The 18,759-nt window shown below is 71.2% G+C and carries 13 protein-coding genes and 1 pseudogene; 6 read left to right on the plus strand and 8 right to left on the minus strand.

Annotation, left to right across the window (positions count from 1 at the left end):
• Together ACWD3D_RS10225 and ACWD3D_RS10230 are read left to right on the plus strand one after the other, a co-directional pair.
• A pseudogene (locus ACWD3D_RS10225) lies at nt 1–95 on the plus strand (ribosomal protein L16); the annotation flags it as partial.
• A 77-nt stretch (nt 96–172) separates the two neighbouring features.
• Entirely contained in the window at nt 173–2,128 is a 1,956-nt protein-coding gene (locus ACWD3D_RS10230; RefSeq protein ID WP_451460458.1) for an FUSC family protein, read from the plus strand.
• Nucleotides 2,129–2,202: 74 nt separating this feature from the next.
• On the opposite strand, the gene ACWD3D_RS10235 is transcribed toward ACWD3D_RS10230, so the two are convergent.
• The gene (locus tag ACWD3D_RS10235) at nt 2,203–2,616 is read right to left on the minus strand and encodes an RNA-binding S4 domain-containing protein (protein WP_451460459.1); all 414 of its coding nucleotides are present in this window, start codon (nt 2,614–2,616) and stop codon (nt 2,203–2,205) included.
• 333 nt (nt 2,617–2,949) lie between these two features.
• On the opposite strand from ACWD3D_RS10235, the gene ACWD3D_RS10240 reads away from it, so the two are divergent.
• On the plus strand, nt 2,950–4,581 hold the full coding sequence (locus ACWD3D_RS10240) for a VWA domain-containing protein (RefSeq protein WP_451460460.1): 1,632 nt from the start codon (nt 2,950–2,952) through the stop codon (nt 4,579–4,581).
• Between the two features lie 194 nt (nt 4,582–4,775).
• Nucleotides 4,776–6,383 (plus strand): methionine--tRNA ligase, encoded by a 1,608-nt coding sequence (metG, locus tag ACWD3D_RS10245; RefSeq protein WP_451460461.1) that lies wholly within the window; start codon nt 4,776–4,778, stop codon nt 6,381–6,383.
• 142 nt (nt 6,384–6,525) lie between these two features.
• On the opposite strand, the gene ACWD3D_RS10250 is transcribed toward metG, so the two are convergent.
• Both ACWD3D_RS10250 and aspS read right to left on the minus strand, forming a co-directional pair.
• Entirely contained in the window at nt 6,526–7,284 is a 759-nt protein-coding gene (locus ACWD3D_RS10250) for a L,D-transpeptidase family protein (RefSeq protein WP_451460479.1), read from the minus strand.
• Between the two features lie 396 nt (nt 7,285–7,680).
• Nucleotides 7,681–9,498: an aspartate--tRNA ligase gene (aspS, locus tag ACWD3D_RS10255; protein WP_451460462.1), complete on the minus strand. Its 1,818-nt coding sequence runs from the start codon at nt 9,496–9,498 to the stop codon at nt 7,681–7,683.
• Between the two features lie 228 nt (nt 9,499–9,726).
• On the opposite strand from aspS, the gene ACWD3D_RS10260 reads away from it, so the two are divergent.
• A complete protein-coding gene (locus tag ACWD3D_RS10260; protein WP_451460463.1) occupies nt 9,727–11,868 on the plus strand; it encodes an ATP-binding SpoIIE family protein phosphatase in 2,142 nt (713 codons plus the stop codon).
• A 30-nt stretch (nt 11,869–11,898) separates the two neighbouring features.
• On the opposite strand, the gene ACWD3D_RS10265 is transcribed toward ACWD3D_RS10260, so the two are convergent.
• From ACWD3D_RS10265 to ACWD3D_RS10285, 5 genes are all read right to left on the minus strand, one after another.
• A complete protein-coding gene (locus ACWD3D_RS10265) occupies nt 11,899–12,366 on the minus strand; it encodes a hypothetical protein (RefSeq protein WP_451460464.1) in 468 nt (155 codons plus the stop codon).
• A 67-nt stretch (nt 12,367–12,433) separates the two neighbouring features.
• Entirely contained in the window at nt 12,434–13,660 is a 1,227-nt protein-coding gene (locus tag ACWD3D_RS10270) for a phage baseplate protein (RefSeq protein WP_451460465.1), read from the minus strand.
• A gap of 118 nt (nt 13,661–13,778) precedes the next feature.
• Entirely contained in the window at nt 13,779–14,858 is a 1,080-nt protein-coding gene (locus ACWD3D_RS10275) for an AI-2E family transporter (RefSeq protein ID WP_451460466.1), read from the minus strand.
• Nucleotides 14,859–14,942: 84 nt separating this feature from the next.
• A complete protein-coding gene (locus ACWD3D_RS10280) occupies nt 14,943–15,899 on the minus strand; it encodes a pirin family protein (RefSeq protein ID WP_451460467.1) in 957 nt (318 codons plus the stop codon).
• Nucleotides 15,900–16,113: 214 nt separating this feature from the next.
• A complete protein-coding gene (locus tag ACWD3D_RS10285) occupies nt 16,114–16,569 on the minus strand; it encodes an SseB family protein (protein ID WP_451460468.1) in 456 nt (151 codons plus the stop codon).
• Between the two features lie 187 nt (nt 16,570–16,756).
• On the opposite strand from ACWD3D_RS10285, the gene ACWD3D_RS10290 reads away from it, so the two are divergent.
• Nucleotides 16,757–18,583, plus strand: coding sequence for an acyl-CoA dehydrogenase (locus tag ACWD3D_RS10290; protein WP_451460469.1), 1,827 nt, complete (start codon nt 16,757–16,759; stop codon nt 18,581–18,583).
• The last annotated feature ends 176 nt before the right edge of the window (nt 18,584–18,759 follow it).

The raw sequence follows: 18,759 nt of genomic DNA on the forward strand, positions 1-18,759 counted from the left end.
CCGGTCGGGTGATGTTCGAGCTGTCCTACCCGAACGAGAAGATTGCTCGTGAGGCGCTTACCCGCGCTGCTCACAAGCTTCCGATGAAGTGCCGGCACCCGCCCCGGTGCGGTCCCGGTGCGGTCCGGCCGCCCCCGGCCGTGCCCCGGCAGACCCGTGAGGAGAGTGAGCAGTGGCCACGGCCGACGCCGCCACCGGAAAGCGACGCGTGACGCCACCGCCCTGGCTGCTGAACGGACTCCGCCCCCAGCCCACCCCGATCCCCTGGGCGGCCGTACTGCGCGCCTCCGTCGCCATGGCCGCGCCGCTCGCCGTCGGCTTCGCCGCCGACCGCCCCTCCTACGGCGCCCTCGTCTCCATGGGGGCGCTCTCCGGTGTCATCGGCGACACCGCCGACGCCTACCGGATGCGCATCTTCAACATCGCCGTACCGCAGCTCTTCGGCGCCCTCGGTGTCACCCTCGGCTCGCTCGTGTACGGAACCGGCTGGGCCGCCGTCGGCGTGCTGACCGCCATCGCGCTGGTCTCCGGGATGATGTCCACGATCGGCGCCGTGGCATCCGTCTCGGGCCTGCTGCTCCTGCTCAACTCCGTGATCGGGGCCGGACTCCCGATGCCCGACCCCTGGTGGGTCGCCCCGGGGCTGCTCGCCTTCGGCGGGCTGGTGGTGCTGGCACTCGCCCTGCTCTCGTGGCCCTTCCGCCGCAGGCTCCCCGAACGCGCGGCTGTAGCCCGCACCTACCGCTCGGTCGCCGCCCTGCTGCACGCCGCCGGCACCCCCGCGTACGAACTGCACCGGCAGGACGTCACCGAGAGCCTCAACACCTCCTACGACCTGATCCTCGCCCGCCGGGCCCGCTACCACGGCCGCAGCCCCACCATGGTGCGGACGCTCTCCCAGCTCAACGTCGTGATCCCGCTCGTCGAAGCGGCACCCGCCGCACACGGCGAGGGCCGCACGCTGCCCGAGGCCGTCCCGGCAGCCGTACGCGCACTGGCGGACGACATCGAACGGGGCCGCACCGGACGCCCCGAACCCGAACTCCCCCCGCCCGACTCGCCCGCCACCCACGCCGTGGACAGCGCGCTGCGTCACACCGCGACCGTCGTGCACCGGGAGGACCCCGACCCGTACAACGTCGACGACCGGCTCGGCCGACCCGCCGCCCTGCGCGTCCGGGTCCGCCGGTCACTGCGGTCCGTACTGCTCTCCGAGGCGTCCTGGCGCTACGGGCTGCGCCTCGCCCTCTGTATCGGGCTGGCCCAGGCGCTCACCTCGCTCATCCCGGTGGAACGCTCCTACTGGGTGGCGCTCACGGTGACCTTCGTCCTCAAGCCGGACTACGGATCGGTTTTCTCCCGCGCCGTACTGCGGGCCGTGGGCACCACCGCCGGGCTGGTCGTCGCCGCTCCCGTACTGGCCGAGGTACCCACCGGCTGGTGGTTCGTCCCGGCGATGGTGGTGCTCGCCGCACTGATCCCGGCGCTGACGGCGAAGGGGTACGCGTTCCAGACCGCGGCCGTCACCCCGCCCATCCTGCTGCTCTCCGACCTGCTCAACCACCAGGGCCTCGACCTGGTCCCGCCGCGCTTCCTCGACAGCCTGCTCGGCTGCGCGATCGTGCTGGTGGCCGGGTATCTGCTCTGGCCGGAGAGCTGGCACACCCGCGTCGGCGACCGGCTCGCGGACGCGGTGGAGGACACCGCCGACTACGTCGCCTACGCCTTCGACTTCACCAGCGAGCACGACCGGGCCGAGCGCGTCCGGGCGCGCCGACGGCTCTACCGCGACCTGTCGGCCGTGCGCTCCGAGTTCCAGCGCGCCCTCACCGAGCCGCCGCCCGTGGGCACGCGTGCGGCGGCCTGGTGGCCGCTGGTGGTCGCGGTCGAGCGCATCGTCGACGCGGCAACAGCGGCCCGGGTAAGGCTGAATCATGGCGCCCCGCCGCCCGAACCCGGCGAAGCCATCATGATCGAGGGTCAGTTGCGGGAGCTGGCCGCCGGAATCCGCTCCAGCGAAACCCTGGTGGGCGTGCGGGCCGACCTCTCCGGCGTCGAGGAGAGCGTGCTCCGCCCGCTCTGCCAGGAAGTCGCGGCGGCCCGGGCCATCGCCTCACCGCAACCCTGAGAGCGTTTCACGTGAAACACGGAGAGTGACCACCGGTCACGGCGTGTCCAACTGTCGAAGGAAAGAGACCGCGTTCAGCGCGGACCGGCGTCCCGTCCACCCTGCAACCGGTCCATCTCGCGGCGGTCGCGCTTGGTAGGACGGCCGGTCCCCCGGTCGCGGACCGGAACCTGGAGCGCCAGCTCACGCGGCGGCGGGGGCGGGCTGCTGTCGACGAAACACTCCACCGCCACGGGTGCGCCGACGCGCTTCTTCACGATCTTCGACACGGTGACGATCCGGTCCCGGCCCTCGTGCCGCAGCCGCACCTCGTCACCGATCCGCACGGACTGCGCGGGCTTCGCGCGCTCCCCCGCGACCTTGACGTGCCCCGCACGGCAGGCGGCAGCCGCCTGAGCCCGGGTCTTCGTCAACCGGACCGACCAGATCCACACATCGACCCGGACGCTTCCTGCCGCCTGCGGAGCCTCACCGGAAACCGAAACCATGGTCCGACTGTAACGGGGGAGCCCGTCACGCGAAGACCCCTGCCGGGGCCGACCACCGTGCGTCCCCGGCAAGCGGGGGACATGTGCGCACCGTGACGAGGTACGTCCGTCCGGGTGTTGAGGAACAAGCCCGTGAACCGGCGGCGAAGTCCGCCTGACCGCCGAACTCTTGGGTTCCCACAAGGAAACGGTTGCGCGTCGGTTCACCCGCGTGCGGGCCGGACAGCCGAACGGCCTGATCCGGCCGCTAACCTTACGTATCCGTCCTGGCCAGGGATGATTTTCCACGGGTCGGACATATCCCGCACCCAACTCACGCGAAAGGCCTCGCCCATGGGCATTCGGAGCTTGCTGCGCAAGGTGTTCGGCCGGGAGCAGGACGAGCCGACCACGGCCACCGTTCCTCCCCAGGGTGAGCGCGCCCGATCCACGGAGCCGGAATCGGACGCGGTCCAGGACAGCGCTCCCGCTGCCGAGCCCAAGGTGACCGTTCCCGCACCCGCCGCCTCCCCCCTCTCCTCCGCCTCACGCTCCTCGTCGGACGCGAGTACGGGCGGATCTGCCGGTACGGACGGAGAAGACCGGCCGGACAAGGGCCACGCGGCGGAGCTGGTGGCCGCCGCCTTCGACCAGCCGTCCGCCGCACCGACGCCGACGGTCCCCGCCCAGAACACGGGCCCCAAGCCCGCGCCCGTAGCCGAGCCCGCACCGGTCGCCGAGGCCGAGAAGGTCGCCGAGCCGACGGAGCCCGTGGCCCCCGCGGCGGTGGAGGCGCCCGCGGCGGTGGAGGCCCCCGAGCCGGCGAAGGCCGAGGCCGTGGAGCCCGCGGTCGTCGAACCCGAGGTGCTCGCCGCCGCCATCACGATCGACATGGACCCGGAGCCCGAGGCATCACCGGCAGACGCCGAGCACGCCGCGACCGCCGAGACCGCCGGGAACGCCGACGCTCCGACGACGGTCCCCGAGACCGCGAGCCAGACCGCTGAGGCCCCCGAGCCCGGGGCCCCGCAGCCCGAGGCCACCGGGCCGGAGGGTGCGGAGAAGGCCGCCGAGGCCGCCCTCGACGCGATCATCATCGACTACGAGCCCGAGCCCGCCGCCGGAACGCCCGCCCCCGAGGCAGCGGCCCCGGCCGCCGCGGAACCCGAGGTCGCGCCCGAGGCAGCGGTGGAGACGCAGGCCGCCCCCGCAGCCCCGGAAGCCGCGGACACCACCTCGGCAACAGCCGCGAGCACCACCCCGGCCACCACTGCCGCCACTGCCGCCACCACCGCCAAGCCCGCCACCTCGCTCGCCCGGGTGAAGTCGCGTGCCCCCGGGCTGGTCGCCCCGTACAAGTCCGCGCAGGCGGCGCTGAAGGCCGCGGGGCTGACCGGGCTGCGGGCCTCCGTCTATCTGGTGCTCGACCGCTCGGGCTCGATGCGGCCGTTCTACAAGGACGGCAGCGCCCAGCACCTGGGCGACCGCACGCTGGCCCTCGCCGCGCACCTGGACGAGGACGCCTCGGTCGACGTGGTCTTCTTCTCCACCGACATCGACGGCACCGGAACGATCGGGCTGGAAGGCCACGAGGGCCGCGTCGACGAGCTGAACGCCGGCCTGGGGCGCCTGGGGCGGACCCACTACCACCGGGCCGTCGAAGAGGTCGTCTCCCACTACGAGAAGTCCGGCTCCACCGGCCCCGCACTGGTCGTCTTCCAGACGGACGGCCCGCCGGACGCCAAGGTCGCGGCCAAGCAGGCCCTGGCCGAGGCCGCCCGGCTGCCGCTCTTCTTCCAGTTCGTCGCCTTCGGCGACCACGACGCCAAGGGCTTCGACTTCCTGCGGAAGCTGGACTCCGAGCACGCGGCCTTCTTCCACGCCGGCCCGGCGCCCGCCGCGATCCCGGACGCCACGTTCTACCGGGAGATCCTCGCCGGACTCCCCGCCTGGATCTCGGCCCGGTCCGGCGGCTCCGCCGGCTGACCTGCCCGGCGAGAACCCGCACGAAGTCGCGCACCGCGTACCTGAACCACCACTCCACCGCACGTCACGGCGGGCCCGTTCACCGGGCCCGCCGTCCGCGTCTTCGGACGAACCGGCCGCTCCAGGGCGGAGGAGGCGCCGGGAGGAGCACCGGGAGGCGGGGGAACCTTCTGCGGACCGTTAGGATTTTGACCATGGCGGCCACTGGATCCGAGAAGCAGGGAGAGACGTCGTTCTACGTCTCCACCCCCATTTACTACGTCAACGACGCTCCTCACCTGGGCCACGCCTACACGACCGTCGCAGGCGACGTACTCACGCGCTGGCACCGCCAGCGCGGCGAGAAGGTGTGGTACCTCACCGGCACGGACGAGCACGGTCAGAAGATCATGCGCACGGCCGATCAGCACGGCGTCACCCCGCAGGCCTGGTGCGACAAGCTCGTCGAAGAGGCGTGGAAGCCCCTCTGGGAGCACCTCAACATCGCGAACGACGACTTCATCCGCACCACGGAGAAGCGTCACACCGACCGGGTGCAGGAGTTCGTCCAGGACCTGTACGACAAGGACGAGATCTACAAGGGCGGGTACGAAGGCCCGTACTGCGTGGGCTGCGAGGAGTACAAGCTCCCCGGGGACCTCATCCAGGCCGAGGACGGCACTCCGCTGTGCCCGATCCACAAGAAGCCGGTGGAGATCCTCAAGGAGGAGAACTACTTCTTCAAGCTGAGCGAGTACGGCCCGAAGCTGCTGGAGTTCTACGAGGCCAACCCTGGCTTCATCCAGCCGGAGTCGGCCCGCAACGAGGTCGTCAACTTCGTCAAGCAGGGCCTCCAGGACCTCTCGATCTCCCGCTCGACCTTCGACTGGGGCGTCCCGGTGCCGTGGGACGAGAAGCACGTCATCTACGTGTGGGTCGACGCCCTGCTCAACTACGCCACGGCGGTGGGCTACGGCGCCAACCAGGAGAAGTTCGACGCGACGTTCCCGGCCAACGTGCACCTGGTCGGCAAGGACATCCTCCGCTTCCACGCGGTGATCTGGCCCGCGATGCTGATGGCCCAGGGCCTTCCGCTGCCGGGCCGGGTCGCGGCCAACGGCTGGCTGATGGTCGGCGGCGAGAAGATGTCGAAGTCGAACCTGACCGGCATCAAGCCGCAGGACCTGACCTCGCACTTCGGCGTGGACGCGTACCGCTGGTACTTCCTGCGCGCCATCGCCTTCGGCAGCGACGGCTCCTTCTCGTGGGAGGACTTCTCGGCCCGCTACACCTCCGAGCTCGCCAACGACTACGGCAACCTCGCCTCCCGCGTGGCCGCCATGATCGGCAAGTACTTCGGTGGCACGCTGCCCGAGGCGACCGCCGCCGGTGACGCCGAGCGGGCGGTCCAGGAGGGCCTGGCGAAGGCCGTCGCCACGGCGGACCTGAAGATCGGCGAGGAGCTCGACTTCCAGGCCGGCATCCTGGCGATCTTCGATTTCGTGAAGCAGGTCAACGGCTACATCACGGAGCAGGAGCCGTGGAAGGTCGCCAAGGACACCTCGCCCGAGGGCCAGGCCCGTCTCGCGACGATCCTGTACACGGCGTCCGAGGCCCTGCGCGGTGTCGCGGTGCTGCTGAACCCGGTGATGCCCGAGACCTCGCAGAAGCTGTGGGAGTCGCTCGGCGCCGAACCCTCCCTGGGCATCCTGGCCGACCAGCGCGTCCAGGACGCGGGCACCTGGGGCCGGCTGCCCGCCGGTGCCACGGTCACCAAGGGCGCGGTGCTCTTCCCGCGCCTGGAGGAGAAGCCGGCCGCGTAGCGGTACGCCCGCCCGGCCCCACGGGGCCGCGGGCCGGACGACGGACACGCCGGAAGGGCGGGACCCCCGTGGCCCCGCCCTTCCGGCGTACCCGGGCCCTGGACGCCCGCCGGGTAGCGCACGTCCAGCGCCCGGATACGTGTCAGCGGGCCAGTGACGCCTTGTCGCCCATGACGACGACCGGCTTCTTCTCCGGGTCGAGCGTGAGCAGCAGTTCCTTCATCCGGTCCTCCGAGACCGAGACACAGCCCTGGGTCGGGCCGCCGTGGTCCACGTGGATCCAGATGCCACCGCCCCGGTCCTCGCCGAGCGGGCGTTCGTGGTCGATCGGGCTGACGCCCTCGACGCGGTTGTAGTTGATGGCCACGACGTAGTCGAAGGAGCCCGCGAGCGGCTCACCGAAGAAGCCGTCGCCCTCCACCGCGAAGTAGTCCTCCTCGTCGTAGGGGAGCAGCGTGCCCGGGTCGGGCAGCTTGCCGCCCGCGTCGGTGAGACCGAACACGCCGACGGGGGACCTGAGGTCCCCCGTGTAGTGCTCGTCGGTCCACCCCTCCATGCCGTTGTGGGCTGCCCAGGGTTCGAAGACCGGCGTCCAGCTCCGGTCCGGGGCGTCCCGGGCGTACAGGACGGCGGTGGACTCGTTGGAGTCCGCGCCCTGGCCGGTGACGACGAACGCCTGCCGGGCGTCGACCGGGATCTGAGCGCGGGTCCCCGGTCCCAGCCCGGGGATTTCCAACGGCGGTACGGGCGGGGCGGGAGCTGCGGGAGCACCGGCGGGCCCCCGGCTGCCCTCGTCGTCCGACCGGGCCCCCGCCACCGTCTTCGGCGGGGCCTCCGAGGTGGTGCGGGCGCCGCAGCCGGCGAGCACCAGGAGCAGCGCGAGGACCGGAGCGACGAGCAGGCGGTGCCGCCGCCTGCGTGGCGCCGCGCGGGGGAGGGTGCCCGGGCGGAGGAGCACGTCCGGGCACCGGACCGCGTCCCGGCGGAAGCCGAGGCGAGTGGACGGACGGGTGGAGACACGCGGGCGGAGGGAGACGGACACGGGGCGGGCTCCTGAGTGGTTCTGACTGACTGCCTCTCAGAAGCCACTCTTCGCCGCGCCCGGCCCTCGCGAATCCGGGCAGGGGCCATCCGGCGGTACGCCCGTCCACGCGTGACCACGGCGGCCGGCGGACAGGGGGCGACGACCCTCAGGAACGACGGAACAGCCCCCGACCGGTCGATCGGGGGCTGTTTCACGTGAAACGTGACGGACGGAGGGGCGCGCGACGCCTGAGGCGGCGCTTGCCCCGTCCCGCTACTTCTCGGTCTTCTCCGCGGCGGCGGTCTCGGCCTTGGCGGCCTCGCCCTTCGACACGGCGGCCGGCTTGCGGAGCTGGATGTTCAGCTCGCGCAGACGGGCCTCGTCCAGCACGGTCGGGGCACCCATCATCAGGTCCTGGGCATTGCCGTTGAGCGGGAAGGCGATCGTCTCGCGGATGTTCGGCTCGTCGGCGAGCAGCATCACGATGCGGTCGACACCCGGGGCGATGCCACCGTGCGGCGGGGCGCCGAGGCGGAAGGCGCGCAGCATGCCCGCGAACTCCTGCTCGACGGTCTCACGGTCGTAGCCGGCGATCTCGAAGGCCTTGAGCATCAGCTCGGGCTCGTGGTTCCGGATCGCGCCGGAGGACAGCTCGATGCCGTTGCAGACGATGTCGTACTGCCAGGCCAGGATGTCGAGCGGGTCCTTCGTCTCCAGGTCTTCCAGGCCGCCCTGGGGCATCGAGAAGGGGTTGTGCGAGAAGTCGATCTTGCCGGTCTCCTCGTCCTTCTCGTACATCGGGAAGTCGACGATCCAGCAGAACCGGAAGACGCCCTCCTCGAAGTTGCCGGAGCGCTTGGCCGCCTCGACGCGGACGGCCGACATGATCTTGGAGACCTCGTCGAACTCGCCGGCACCGAAGAAGACCGCGTGGCCCGGGGCGAGCGAGAGGCGCTCGGTGAGCGTCTTGACGTCCGTCTCGGTGAGGAACTTGGCGATCGGACCGGCCAGCGTGCCGTCCTCGCCGACGCGGACCCAGGCGAGGCCCTTGGCGCCGTGCTCGACGGCGTACTCACCGAGGCCGTCGAAGAACTTGCGGGACTGGCCGGCGGTGTCCGGAACGGGCAGCGCGCGGACGTGCTTGCCGGCGAACGCCTTGAACCCGGAGTCGGCGAAGACGTCCGAGATGTCGACGAGCTCCAGCTTGGCGCGGAGGTCCGGCTTGTCGTTGCCGTACTTCAGCATCGACTCGCGGAACGGGATGCGCGGGAACGGCGAGGTGACCTCGCGGCCGTTGCCGAACTCGGTGAAGAGCTCGGTCATCAGCTTCTCGATCGGCTGGAAGACGTCCTCCTGCTCGACGAACGACATCTCGACGTCGAGCTGGTAGAACTCGCCCGGCGAGCGGTCGGCGCGGGCGTCCTCGTCGCGGAAGCAGGGCGCGATCTGGAAGTAGCGGTCGAAGCCGGAGATCATCAGCAGCTGCTTGAACTGCTGCGGGGCCTGCGGCAGCGCGTAGAACTTGCCGGGGTTGAGACGCGACGGAACGACGAAGTCACGGGCGCCCTCGGGGGAGGTCGCGGTGAGGATCGGGGTCGCCATCTCGTTGAAGCCGAGGGCCACCATCTTCGAGCGGATGGAGGCGATCACGGCCGAGCGCAGCATGATGTTGCGGTGCATGCGCTCGCGGCGCAGGTCGAGGAAGCGGTACTCCAGGCGGCGCTCCTCGTTCACACCGTCCTCGGTGTTGATCGTGAAGGGCAGCGGGGCCGCCTCGCCGAGCACCTCGACCTCGGTGACCTCGATCTCGATCTCACCGGTCGGGAGCTCCGGGTTCACGTTCTCGGCACCGCGCGCGGAGACCTTGCCGTCGATCCGGACGACGGTCTCCTTGGTCAGCTTCGAGAGCGCCTCGTTCCCCGGGGTGCCGGGGCGGGCGACGAGCTGGACCAGGCCGTAGTGGTCGCGGAGATCGATGAAGAGGATGCCGCCCAGGTCTCGGCGATTGTGCAGCCAGCCGCTCAGCCGGACGTCGGTGCCGACGTCAGAGGCGCGGAGCTCGCCGCAGGTGTGGGACCTGTACCGATGCATCGTCGTTCATCCAGTCTTCGCGGTTGGGGTCTGTGAGCCACCCCAGGCTACCGCCCGGAGCCCGGCCACTTCATTGCCATAACCACTTCAAGATCATCCGGAGGCGGTGCGTGGCCCCGGGAGGACCTCCGCACACCCGGCGGGACCGCCACGGTCGAGCCCGTCCGGCCCCCGGCCGGCGGCGGTCAACGGTGGCGTCCCCCGAACGCATCTTCCTAAAGTGGGGCAATGCGTACCGAGGACATCCTGGCGGCCATCGAGACGGGGCTCTGGCGCTGGGACACCGCGGACGGGACGGTCACGATCGACGCGGAGGCCGCCCGTCTCCTCGGCCTGCCCGGTGCGGGGACGTACGGGGAGGCCGCTGTACGCGCCTGCTACCACCAGGCCGACTGGAACGAGGTCCGCTCGGTCGTCGGCCTCGCCGTCGCCGAGGACACCCTCGCGGAGTCCCGGCTTCGGATCGTCGACGAGCGGGGCAGGGTGATCCGTACGGTACGGACCCGGTCCAGGCCCTACGTGCCCGAGGGCAAGACCGTCGAGCAGGTCGTGCTCCGGGGCACCCTCCAGGAGGTGGCGGAACCCATCCCCGGCACCGCCGTGCAGACCCCCGTCACCGGCGACTGGCGGCGCTCCCGCGAGGCGTTCCTGCTGGACGCGGGACGGGCACTGGCCGAAGCCCGGTCCACCGAGGAGGTGCTCCGGGTCGCCGGGTCGCTCTCGATGCCGGGGTTCTCCCCGGACGGGCTCGCGGTCTTCGGTATCGAGGGCGACCGGCTGACCCTCGTCGGGCACCACGGGCACACCGTCGGCGACGAGGAGCCTTTCGTCGACATGCCGCTCCAGACGGAGTACCCGGCCGCCGAGGTCGCCCGTACCGGCCAGGCGATCTATCTGCCCACCCCCGAGGCGTACGCCCAGCGCTTCCCGATGTTCTGGCCGCTCGCCCGCACGTTCGGCCGCAGCTCCTGGGCGTTCCTGCCGCTGATCGTCTCCGGCCGCACCATGGGCGCCTGGATGGCGGGGTTCCGCGAGCCGGTGGGGTTCTCCCCCGACGAGCGGGCGGTGCTCACCACCGTGGCCAGGATGCTCGCTCAGGCCCTCGCGCGCGCCGGGGCGGCCGAGACCGAGCGGGAGCTCTCCCTGGGGCTCCAGCGGGCGATGATGCCCACCCTGGGCAAGAGCCCCCCGGGCATCACCGTCGCAGCCCGCTACATCCCCACCGGCGGCGGCCTCCAGGTCGGCGGCGACTGGTACGACCTGATCCCGCTGCCCAACGGCCGGGTCGCGCTCATCATCGGCGACGTCCAGGGCCACGACGTGCGCGCGGCCGGGCTGATGGGCCAGCTCCGCATCGCGCTGCGCGCGTACGCCTCGGAGGGGCACCGCCCGGACGCCGTGCTGGCCCGCGCCTCCCGCTTCCTGGCCGGGCTGACGGACGGGTACGAGCACACGAACGGCGGGGACGACGACGAATCCACCGCCCCGCGCTTCGCGACCTGCCTGTACGCCGAGGTGGACCCGGCCGACGGCTCCCTCGACATCGCCCGCGCCGGCCACCCCGACCCCGTGGTGATCAGCACTGACGGCACCGCCGTCATCCGGCAGACGGCGGGCGGGATGCCGCTGGGCATCGAGACCGACGCCGACTACCCGACGACCCAGGTGGTGCTGGAGCCCGGCGAGACGATCATGCTCTGCACCGACGGGCTCATCGAGACCGGCGGCCACGACCTCATGACCGGCTGGGACCGGTTGCGCCCGGTCCTGGAGTCTCCCGGAGCCGATCCCGAAACCCTCGCCGAGGCGCTCGTGGAGGCGGTCCACGGCCCCACCTCGCACTACACGACGGGCCCCCTCGCCGAACGGCACGAGGACGACATCGCGCTGCTGCTGCTCCGCCGGGACACCCCCGCCACCCTGGCGAAGATCCCGCCGCGCCGGACCGCCGTCGCGATCGCGCAGGCCGAACCGGAACGGATCTCCGTCGCCCGGCAGCTGCTGCGCGAGCTGCTGCACGACTGGGCGGACGCGGAACAGGTCGACTCGGCGGTGCTGATGCTCTCCGAGATGGCCACCAACGTGCTGGTCCACACCGACGGCAACGCGCTGATGGTGGCGGAGGTGACCGGCGAGCGGGGCGAGCGGCGGCTGCGGGTCGAGGTCGCGGACGGCAGCGACGAGCTCCCGCACAAGCGGCGCCCCGGCGAGATGGCGTCCAGCGGACGCGGACTGGTCCTGATGGAGATGCTGGCGGACGACTGGGGCGTCGATCCGCGCGGCGAGGGCAAGTCGATCTGGTTCGAACTGTACGAGTCCACCGAGCCCGACGAACTCACCGCGCGGCCGATCCCCTTCGAGCAGATCTGACGGGTCCCGCCCCACCGGCGGGCACGCGCCTCAGGCCAGCACCACCGAGAAGCTGTCCAGGGCGATCCAGGTGATGCTGTTGGTGGGCGTACCACCGAACACCGTGATGCGGCCCGCCGTGCTGATCTCCACCCGGCAGGCGTTGACACCGGCCTTGTTGGTGCGCGGGCACACCCCCCGGGAGATCTTGGGCACGGCGAGGGAGGCGGGAACCGCTCCCAGCACGGCGTCCCCGGTGAAGACGCAGTTCACGCCCCCGCGCAGCTGGAGGAAGTCCGTACCGGCGATCCTGATCACCCGGGCGGCCGGGGGTTCGGCGGAGGCGGTGACGCCCGCGGCCAGTACGAGGGCCGTCCACGGGTGGACGACCTCGACGCCCCCCGTGGTGGTGGCCGCCGCGGCGGGGGCGGCGGCGAGCAGGGGCGCACCGGCCGCGGCGGCCGGGACGGTGACGGCCGCGGTCAGCAGGGCGCGACGGCTGGGGGTTCTCTGCGGCATGACGGGCATGGCTGCTCCTCGGACGGCGTGGGGGCGTGGGCGGGAAGGGATGCGGGACCGGAGGCCGTCAGAGCCAGGCCGCCGAGAAGGCGTCCAGATCGACCCAGGTGACAGGGTTGTCCGAGGTCGCGCCGTACACCGTGAGCCCGCCGTCCGGCGTGACCTCCACCCGGCACACACAGCGCCCGGCCCGGTTGTTGCGGGGGACCTCGGCCCGGACCGTACGGCTCGGCGTCAGCGTCGGCGGGAGCTGGGCGATCCGGGTGTCCTTGGTGAGGACCCCGTCGAAACCCCCACGCAGTTGGAGGTACGTGGTCCCGGCGAAGTCCACCAGGCGTCCGCGCGGGCTCCGCAGGCCGGTCTGCGGGGTGATCCCGGAGGCGGGGGGCAGCGCCGTCCAGTCGGCGGGCACCTTCAGCCCCTGAACCGGCGCATCCGTGGAGAGGAAGCAGATGGTGGCCTCGCGCGGTGTGGTGTGGCTCCCACTGAACCCGAAGAGCAGCCGCGCCTCCGCGCCCATCGGCTCGATGCACAGCCCCTCGGGCTCCCGGCGCTCCAGCCCGGGCACCGCGGTGATGTGGCGAGGACCGGCGAGGACGGACCCGTCCGTCCAGGACAGGGCGGTGAGGTAGGTGTCGTCCAGGTCCGGGTTGCCGGTGTACAGGTAGAGGTGGTCGCCGAGCGAGGCGAAGCCCTGGAAGGTGTCGGCCAGGCGCGGGACCAGCGTGGCCAGGGGATGCGCGACCGTACGCAGGGCGGTCCAGGTGACCTGACCGGTGACCGGATGGATCGGGTACTGGGTGAAAAGGTACCCCTGCGCGGTCAGGTACCGCACCGTGAGGCGCTGGAACACCGGGTCCACGTTGGGCGCGACGAACCGGGCTCCCGGCACGGGGCTGAACGGCTCCGACAGCACCGGCGAGCTCATGGTGACGGTCTGCCCGGGGAGGTACGGGAACCGGACGATCCGGGTGCCGAACTGATCGGACAGCGGGCCGGCCTCGGTCCACAGATGGGTCGTACCGTCGATGTGCTGGGCACCGATCTGGTAGCCGTGTCCGAAGCCGTCGAGGTGCATGTGGTCGATCGCCCGCCCGGTGGAGCGGTCCATGCGGTAGACGCACAGATTGCCGTACTCCAGCGCGTCACGGATCTGCACGACGAAGAGGTCGTGCGTCACCGGGTCGACGGCCATCGACTGCGGCGCCCGGGTGTGCTTCTCGTGGTTCAGCGGCGTACCGCTGAGAACGCGGCCCCAGGGGCCGGCCAGGTCGATGAGATCCGTTACCGCCACGGAAGTGTTCCCTCCTCACGGGCCCGTGGTGGACCGCGCGCGAAGATCGTATGTGCTCCGTCGCGGCACGCCCAAAGGCCCCGCCGGGCGCCGGGGGCGAGTACGCCGGCCGGGCGGATCAGGCCCGGGTGCGTCCCGCCGGAGGTTCCTGGGCAGGTGCCGTGTTCCGGTGCCGCAGCTCCTCGATCACCCCGAAGGCCGCCGCGCAGAGCGGGACGGCGAGCAGCATGCCGAGGATCCCGGCGACGCTCGCCCCGGCGGTCAGCACGATCAGGATGACGGCCGGATGCAACCGCACGGTGCGGCTCTGGATCATCGGCTGGAGCACGTGACCTTCCAGCACCTGGACCGCGAGCACCACGCCGAGGGCCCAGAGCGCGATGACGAACCCCCGGTCGGCGAGCGCGACGAGGACGGCGACCGCGCCGGAGAGGAAGGCGCCGAGGTACGGGATGTAGGCGCCGACGAAGACCAGCGCGCCCAGCCCCACCGCGCCGGGGACCCGCAGGATCAGCAGGCCGACCGTGATGCAGATCGCGTCGATCAGCGCGATGAAGGTGGTGCCGCGCATGAACCCCTCGACCGCCTCGAAGGCCCGGCGCCCCATCGCCTCGACCAGGTCGCCGGAGCCGTGCGGGGCGAGCGAGTGGGCGAGGCGTACAGCCCGGTCGGAGTCGCGCAGGAAGAAGAAAGTGAGCAGCAGGGCGAGGACGGCGGTCGCGATCAGCGAGCCGATCAGGCTCAGCCCGGTGAGGACTCCGCCGGCCGCGGTGGCGCCGAACCTCTCGACGAGGTTCTTGGCGCTGCCCGCGAGGTTGTCCACGGACGCCTCGTCGCCCAGGTCGAAGTGGTCGATCACCCACTGTGCGGCGTCTTTGAGCGAGTCCACGATCTGGTCGCCGGTGTCGATGAGCGCGGTGACGACGATGTACCCGGCCCCGCCGACGACCGCGACCAGGGCGGCGCAGGTCAGCCCGGCGGAGACCGAGCGCTGCACGCGGTGGGCGGTCAGCCAGCGGTGGACGGGGCCGAGCAGCGCCGTACCGAGCAGCGCGAGGAGCACGGGGGTGACGGCGGTCTTGAGGTACACGGACAGCCAGACGACGACCGCCGCCACCGCCGCGACGAGGAGCAGGACGCCGCACCAGGCGGCCGTCCGCCGTGCGACGTCGGGCAGGAGGGGCTTCTGGTTCGGCACTCCCCCACCCGACCACGGGGCGGACACGGTGTCCCGCCCCGCGGGGCGTGCGGGTGACGATCCGTCACCCGCACCCGGGGTGGATCACATGCCGTGGACCGCCGGAACGGTGCCGAGGCGGCCGGCCTGGAAGTCCTCGAAGGCCTTCTTCAGTTCGGCCTGGCTGTTCATCACGAACGGCCCGTAGTGCGCCATCGGCTCACGGATGGGACGCCCACCGAGGAGCACGACCTCCAGGTCGGGGGTGTGCCCGTCCTGCTGCTCGTCCGCGCGGACGGTCAGCGAGGAACCGGAGCCGAAGACGGCCGTCTGACCCATGTGGACCGGGCGGCGCTCGGCGCCCGCGGTGCCGCGGCCGGCGAGCACGTACGCGAGGCCGTTGAAGTCCTCGCGCCACGGCAGGGTGACCTCGGCGCCGGGCCGGACGGTCGCGTGGATCATCGTGATCGGGGTGTGCGTGATGCCGGGGCCCTCGTGGCCGTCGAGCTCACCGGCGATGACGCGGAGCAGCGCGCCGCCGTCCGGGGAGGCGAGGAGCTGGACCTGACCACCGCGGATGTCCTGGTAGCGGGGGTCCATCATCTTGTGGCTCTTGGGCAGGTTCACCCAGAGCTGGAGGCCGTGGAAGAGGCCGCCGGACATGACCAGCGACTCCGGCGGGGCCTCGATGTGCAGCAGGCCGGAGCCCGCCGTCATCCACTGGGTGTCGCCGTTCTCGATGGTGCCGCCGCCACCGTTGGAGTCCTGGTGAATGAAGCTGCCGTCGATCAGGTACGTCACGGTCTCGAAGCCGCGGTGCGGGTGCCAGGGGGTCCCCTTGGGCTCTCCGGCGGCGTACTCCACCTCGCCCATCTGGTCCATCATGATGAACGGGTCGAGGTACTTGTAGTTGATCCCGGCGAACGCGCGGCGCACCGGGAATCCCTCGCCCTCGAAGCCGGTCGGCGCGGTGGTGACCGCGAGGACGGGACGGGCGACGGCGTCGCCCGAGGCGGCCACCTTGGGCAGGGTCAGCGGGTTTTCTACGGTCACTGCGGGCATGGGAGCCACCTCCGGGCGGGATCTGCTTCCAATTTAGTTGAACAGTGAACATCTTGCAAGGCGTCGTTCATTCCCGACCCGGCGCGGGCGGGGCGCGGGCGGGATGCGGCGGGGGCCGGGGCGAGGAGCCCACACGGAGAAGGCCCGCACCACGCGGGTGCGAGCCTCGGGGGTACGAGCCTTGAGAACGGGCGGACCAGGGACCGGACCGGGGTCAGCCGTACATGCGCCGCATCGCGAAGTCGACCATCTGCTCGACGGCCTTGGCGTCGAAGACCATCCGGTGGTCGCCCTCCATGTCCAGGACGAAGCCGTACCCGGTCGGGAGCAGGTCGATCACCTCGGCACCGGTGATCACGAAGTACTTCGACTCCTTGCCCGCGTACCGCCGCAGCTCCTTGAGCGTGCTGAACATCGGGATCACCGGCGCCTGGGTGTTGTGCAGCGCGAGGAAGCCCGGCCCGTCGCCGCGCGGGCAGTAGACCTTCGAGGTCGCGAAGATCTGCTGGAAGTCCTCCGCCGCGAGGGTGCCGGTGGTGAAGGCCCGTACCGCGTCCGCCAGGGAAGGCGGCGAAGGCTCGGGGTACAGCGGCTGCTCGGCGTAGCCGCCCATCTGCCCCATCTGACCCATCTGCTGCTGTGCACCCGGGTTCTGGTCGTAGCCGTACATGCCCCAAAGAGTAATCGGACACATCTCCGGCTTGAGGGGTTGCGCCTTATTACTCACGGGTAGCATCATCGGAGAGGTCGACTGATACGCGTCACACAGCCGGCCGGCCTTCCGCACAGCCCGTCGCCCGACCCGCATCACTCCCCGGGGCGCTGCGCGTCACTGCTATTGATTACGGAGCCTTCCCATGGGGCACTACAAGTCGAATCTCCGCGACATCGAGTTCAACCTCTTCGAGGTGCTCGGGCGCGACAAGCTGTACGGCACCGGTCCGTTCGCGGAGATGGACGTCGAGACCGCGAAGAGCATCCTCGACGAGGTCACCCGCCTCGCCGAGAACGAGCTCGCCGACTCCTACGCCGACGCCGACCGCAACCCGCCGGTCTTCGACCCCGCGACCCACACCGCTCCGGTCCCGGAGAGCTTCAAGCGCTCGTACCAGGCGTTCATGGACTCCGAGTACTGGCGCCTCGGCCTCCCCGAGGAGATCGGCGGCACCACCTCCCCGCGCTCCCTGATCTGGGCCTACGCGGAGATGCTGCTCGGCGCCAACCCGGCTCTGTGGATGTACTCCTCGGGCCCGGCGTTCGCCGGCATCCTGCACGCCGAGGGCAATGACGCGCAGAAGAAGGTCGCCGAGATCGCCGTCGAGAAGCAGTGGGGCTCGACGATGGTCCTGACCGAGCCGGACGCCGGTTCGGACGTCGGCGCCGGCCGCACCAAGGCGGTCAAGCAGGACGACGGCTCCTGGCACATCACGGGCGTGAAGCGCTTCATCACGTCCGGCGAGCACGACATGTCGGAGAACATCCTCCACTACGTGCTGGCCCGCCCCGAGGGCGCCGGACCGGGCACCAAGGGCCTGTCGCTCTTCCTGGTCCCGAAGTACCACTTCGACTGGCAGACCGGCGAGCTGGGCGAGCGCAACGGCGTCTACGCCACGAACGTCGAGCACAAGATGGGCCTCAAGGCCTCCAACACCTGCGAGATGACCTTCGGCGACCAGCACCCCGCCCAGGGCTGGCTCATCGGCGACAAGCACGACGGCATCCGCCAGATGTTCATGATCATCGAATTCGCGCGGATGATGGTCGGCACGAAGGCCATCGCCACCCTCTCCACCGGCTACCTCAACGCACTGGAGTACGCCAAGGAGCGCGTCCAGGGCTCGGACCTGTCGCAGTTCATGGACAAGACCGCCCCCAAGGTCACCATCACGCACCACCCCGACGTGCGCCGCTCCCTCATGACGCAGAAGGCGTACGCCGAGGGCATGCGCTCCCTCGTGCTGTACACCGCCTCCGTCCAGGACGCGATCCAGGTCAAGGAGGCCGCCGGCGAGGACGCCAAGGCGCTGCACGGCCTCAACGACCTGCTGCTCCCGATCGTGAAGGGCTACGGCTCCGAGCGCTCCTACGAGCAGCTGGCGCAGTCGCTCCAGACCTTCGGCGGCTCCGGGTACCTCCAGGAGTACCCGATCGAGCAGTACATCCGCGATGCCAAGATCGACACCCTCTACGAGGGCACCACGGCCATCCAGGGCCAGGACTTCTTCTTCCGGAAGATCGTCCGCGACCAGGGCGCCTCGCTCAACACGCTCTCCGAGGAGATCAAGAAGTTCCTCGCCGGCGCCCAGGGCAACGAGGAGCTGGCCCCCGCGCTGGACTCCCTCGCCAAGGCCGCCGTCGACCTGGAGGCGATCGTCGGCACGATGATCACCGACCTCACCGCCACCGGCGAGGACGTGAAGAGCATCTACAAGGTGGGCCTCAACACCACCCGCCTGCTGCTCGCCTCGGGCGACGTCGTCGTCGGCTACCTCCTCCTCAAGGGCGCCTCGGTCGCCGCGGAGAAGCTGCCGACCGCCTCCGGCAAGGACATCGCCTTCTACCAGGGCAAGATCGCGGCCGCGAAGTTCTTCGCCGCCAACGTCCTGCCCGGCGTCTCGACGGAGCGCGCGCTCGCCGAGTCGGTCGACAACTCCCTGATGGAGCTGGACGAAGCCGCGTTCTGATCCTTCGCGCACTCCGTCACGGCGACGGCCCGCCCCCGCACACGGCGCATACCGGGGGGGCGGGCCGTCGCCGTGCGCCGTGTCGTCGCCGTCCAGTGGGCTGTCGCCGTCGGCCGCGCACTCGCCGTCCAGCGGGCCGCCGTCACGCCGCCGGTGGCCACGAGCGTGAATGGTTC

Source organism: Streptomyces sp. NPDC002690 (assembly GCF_053592415.1).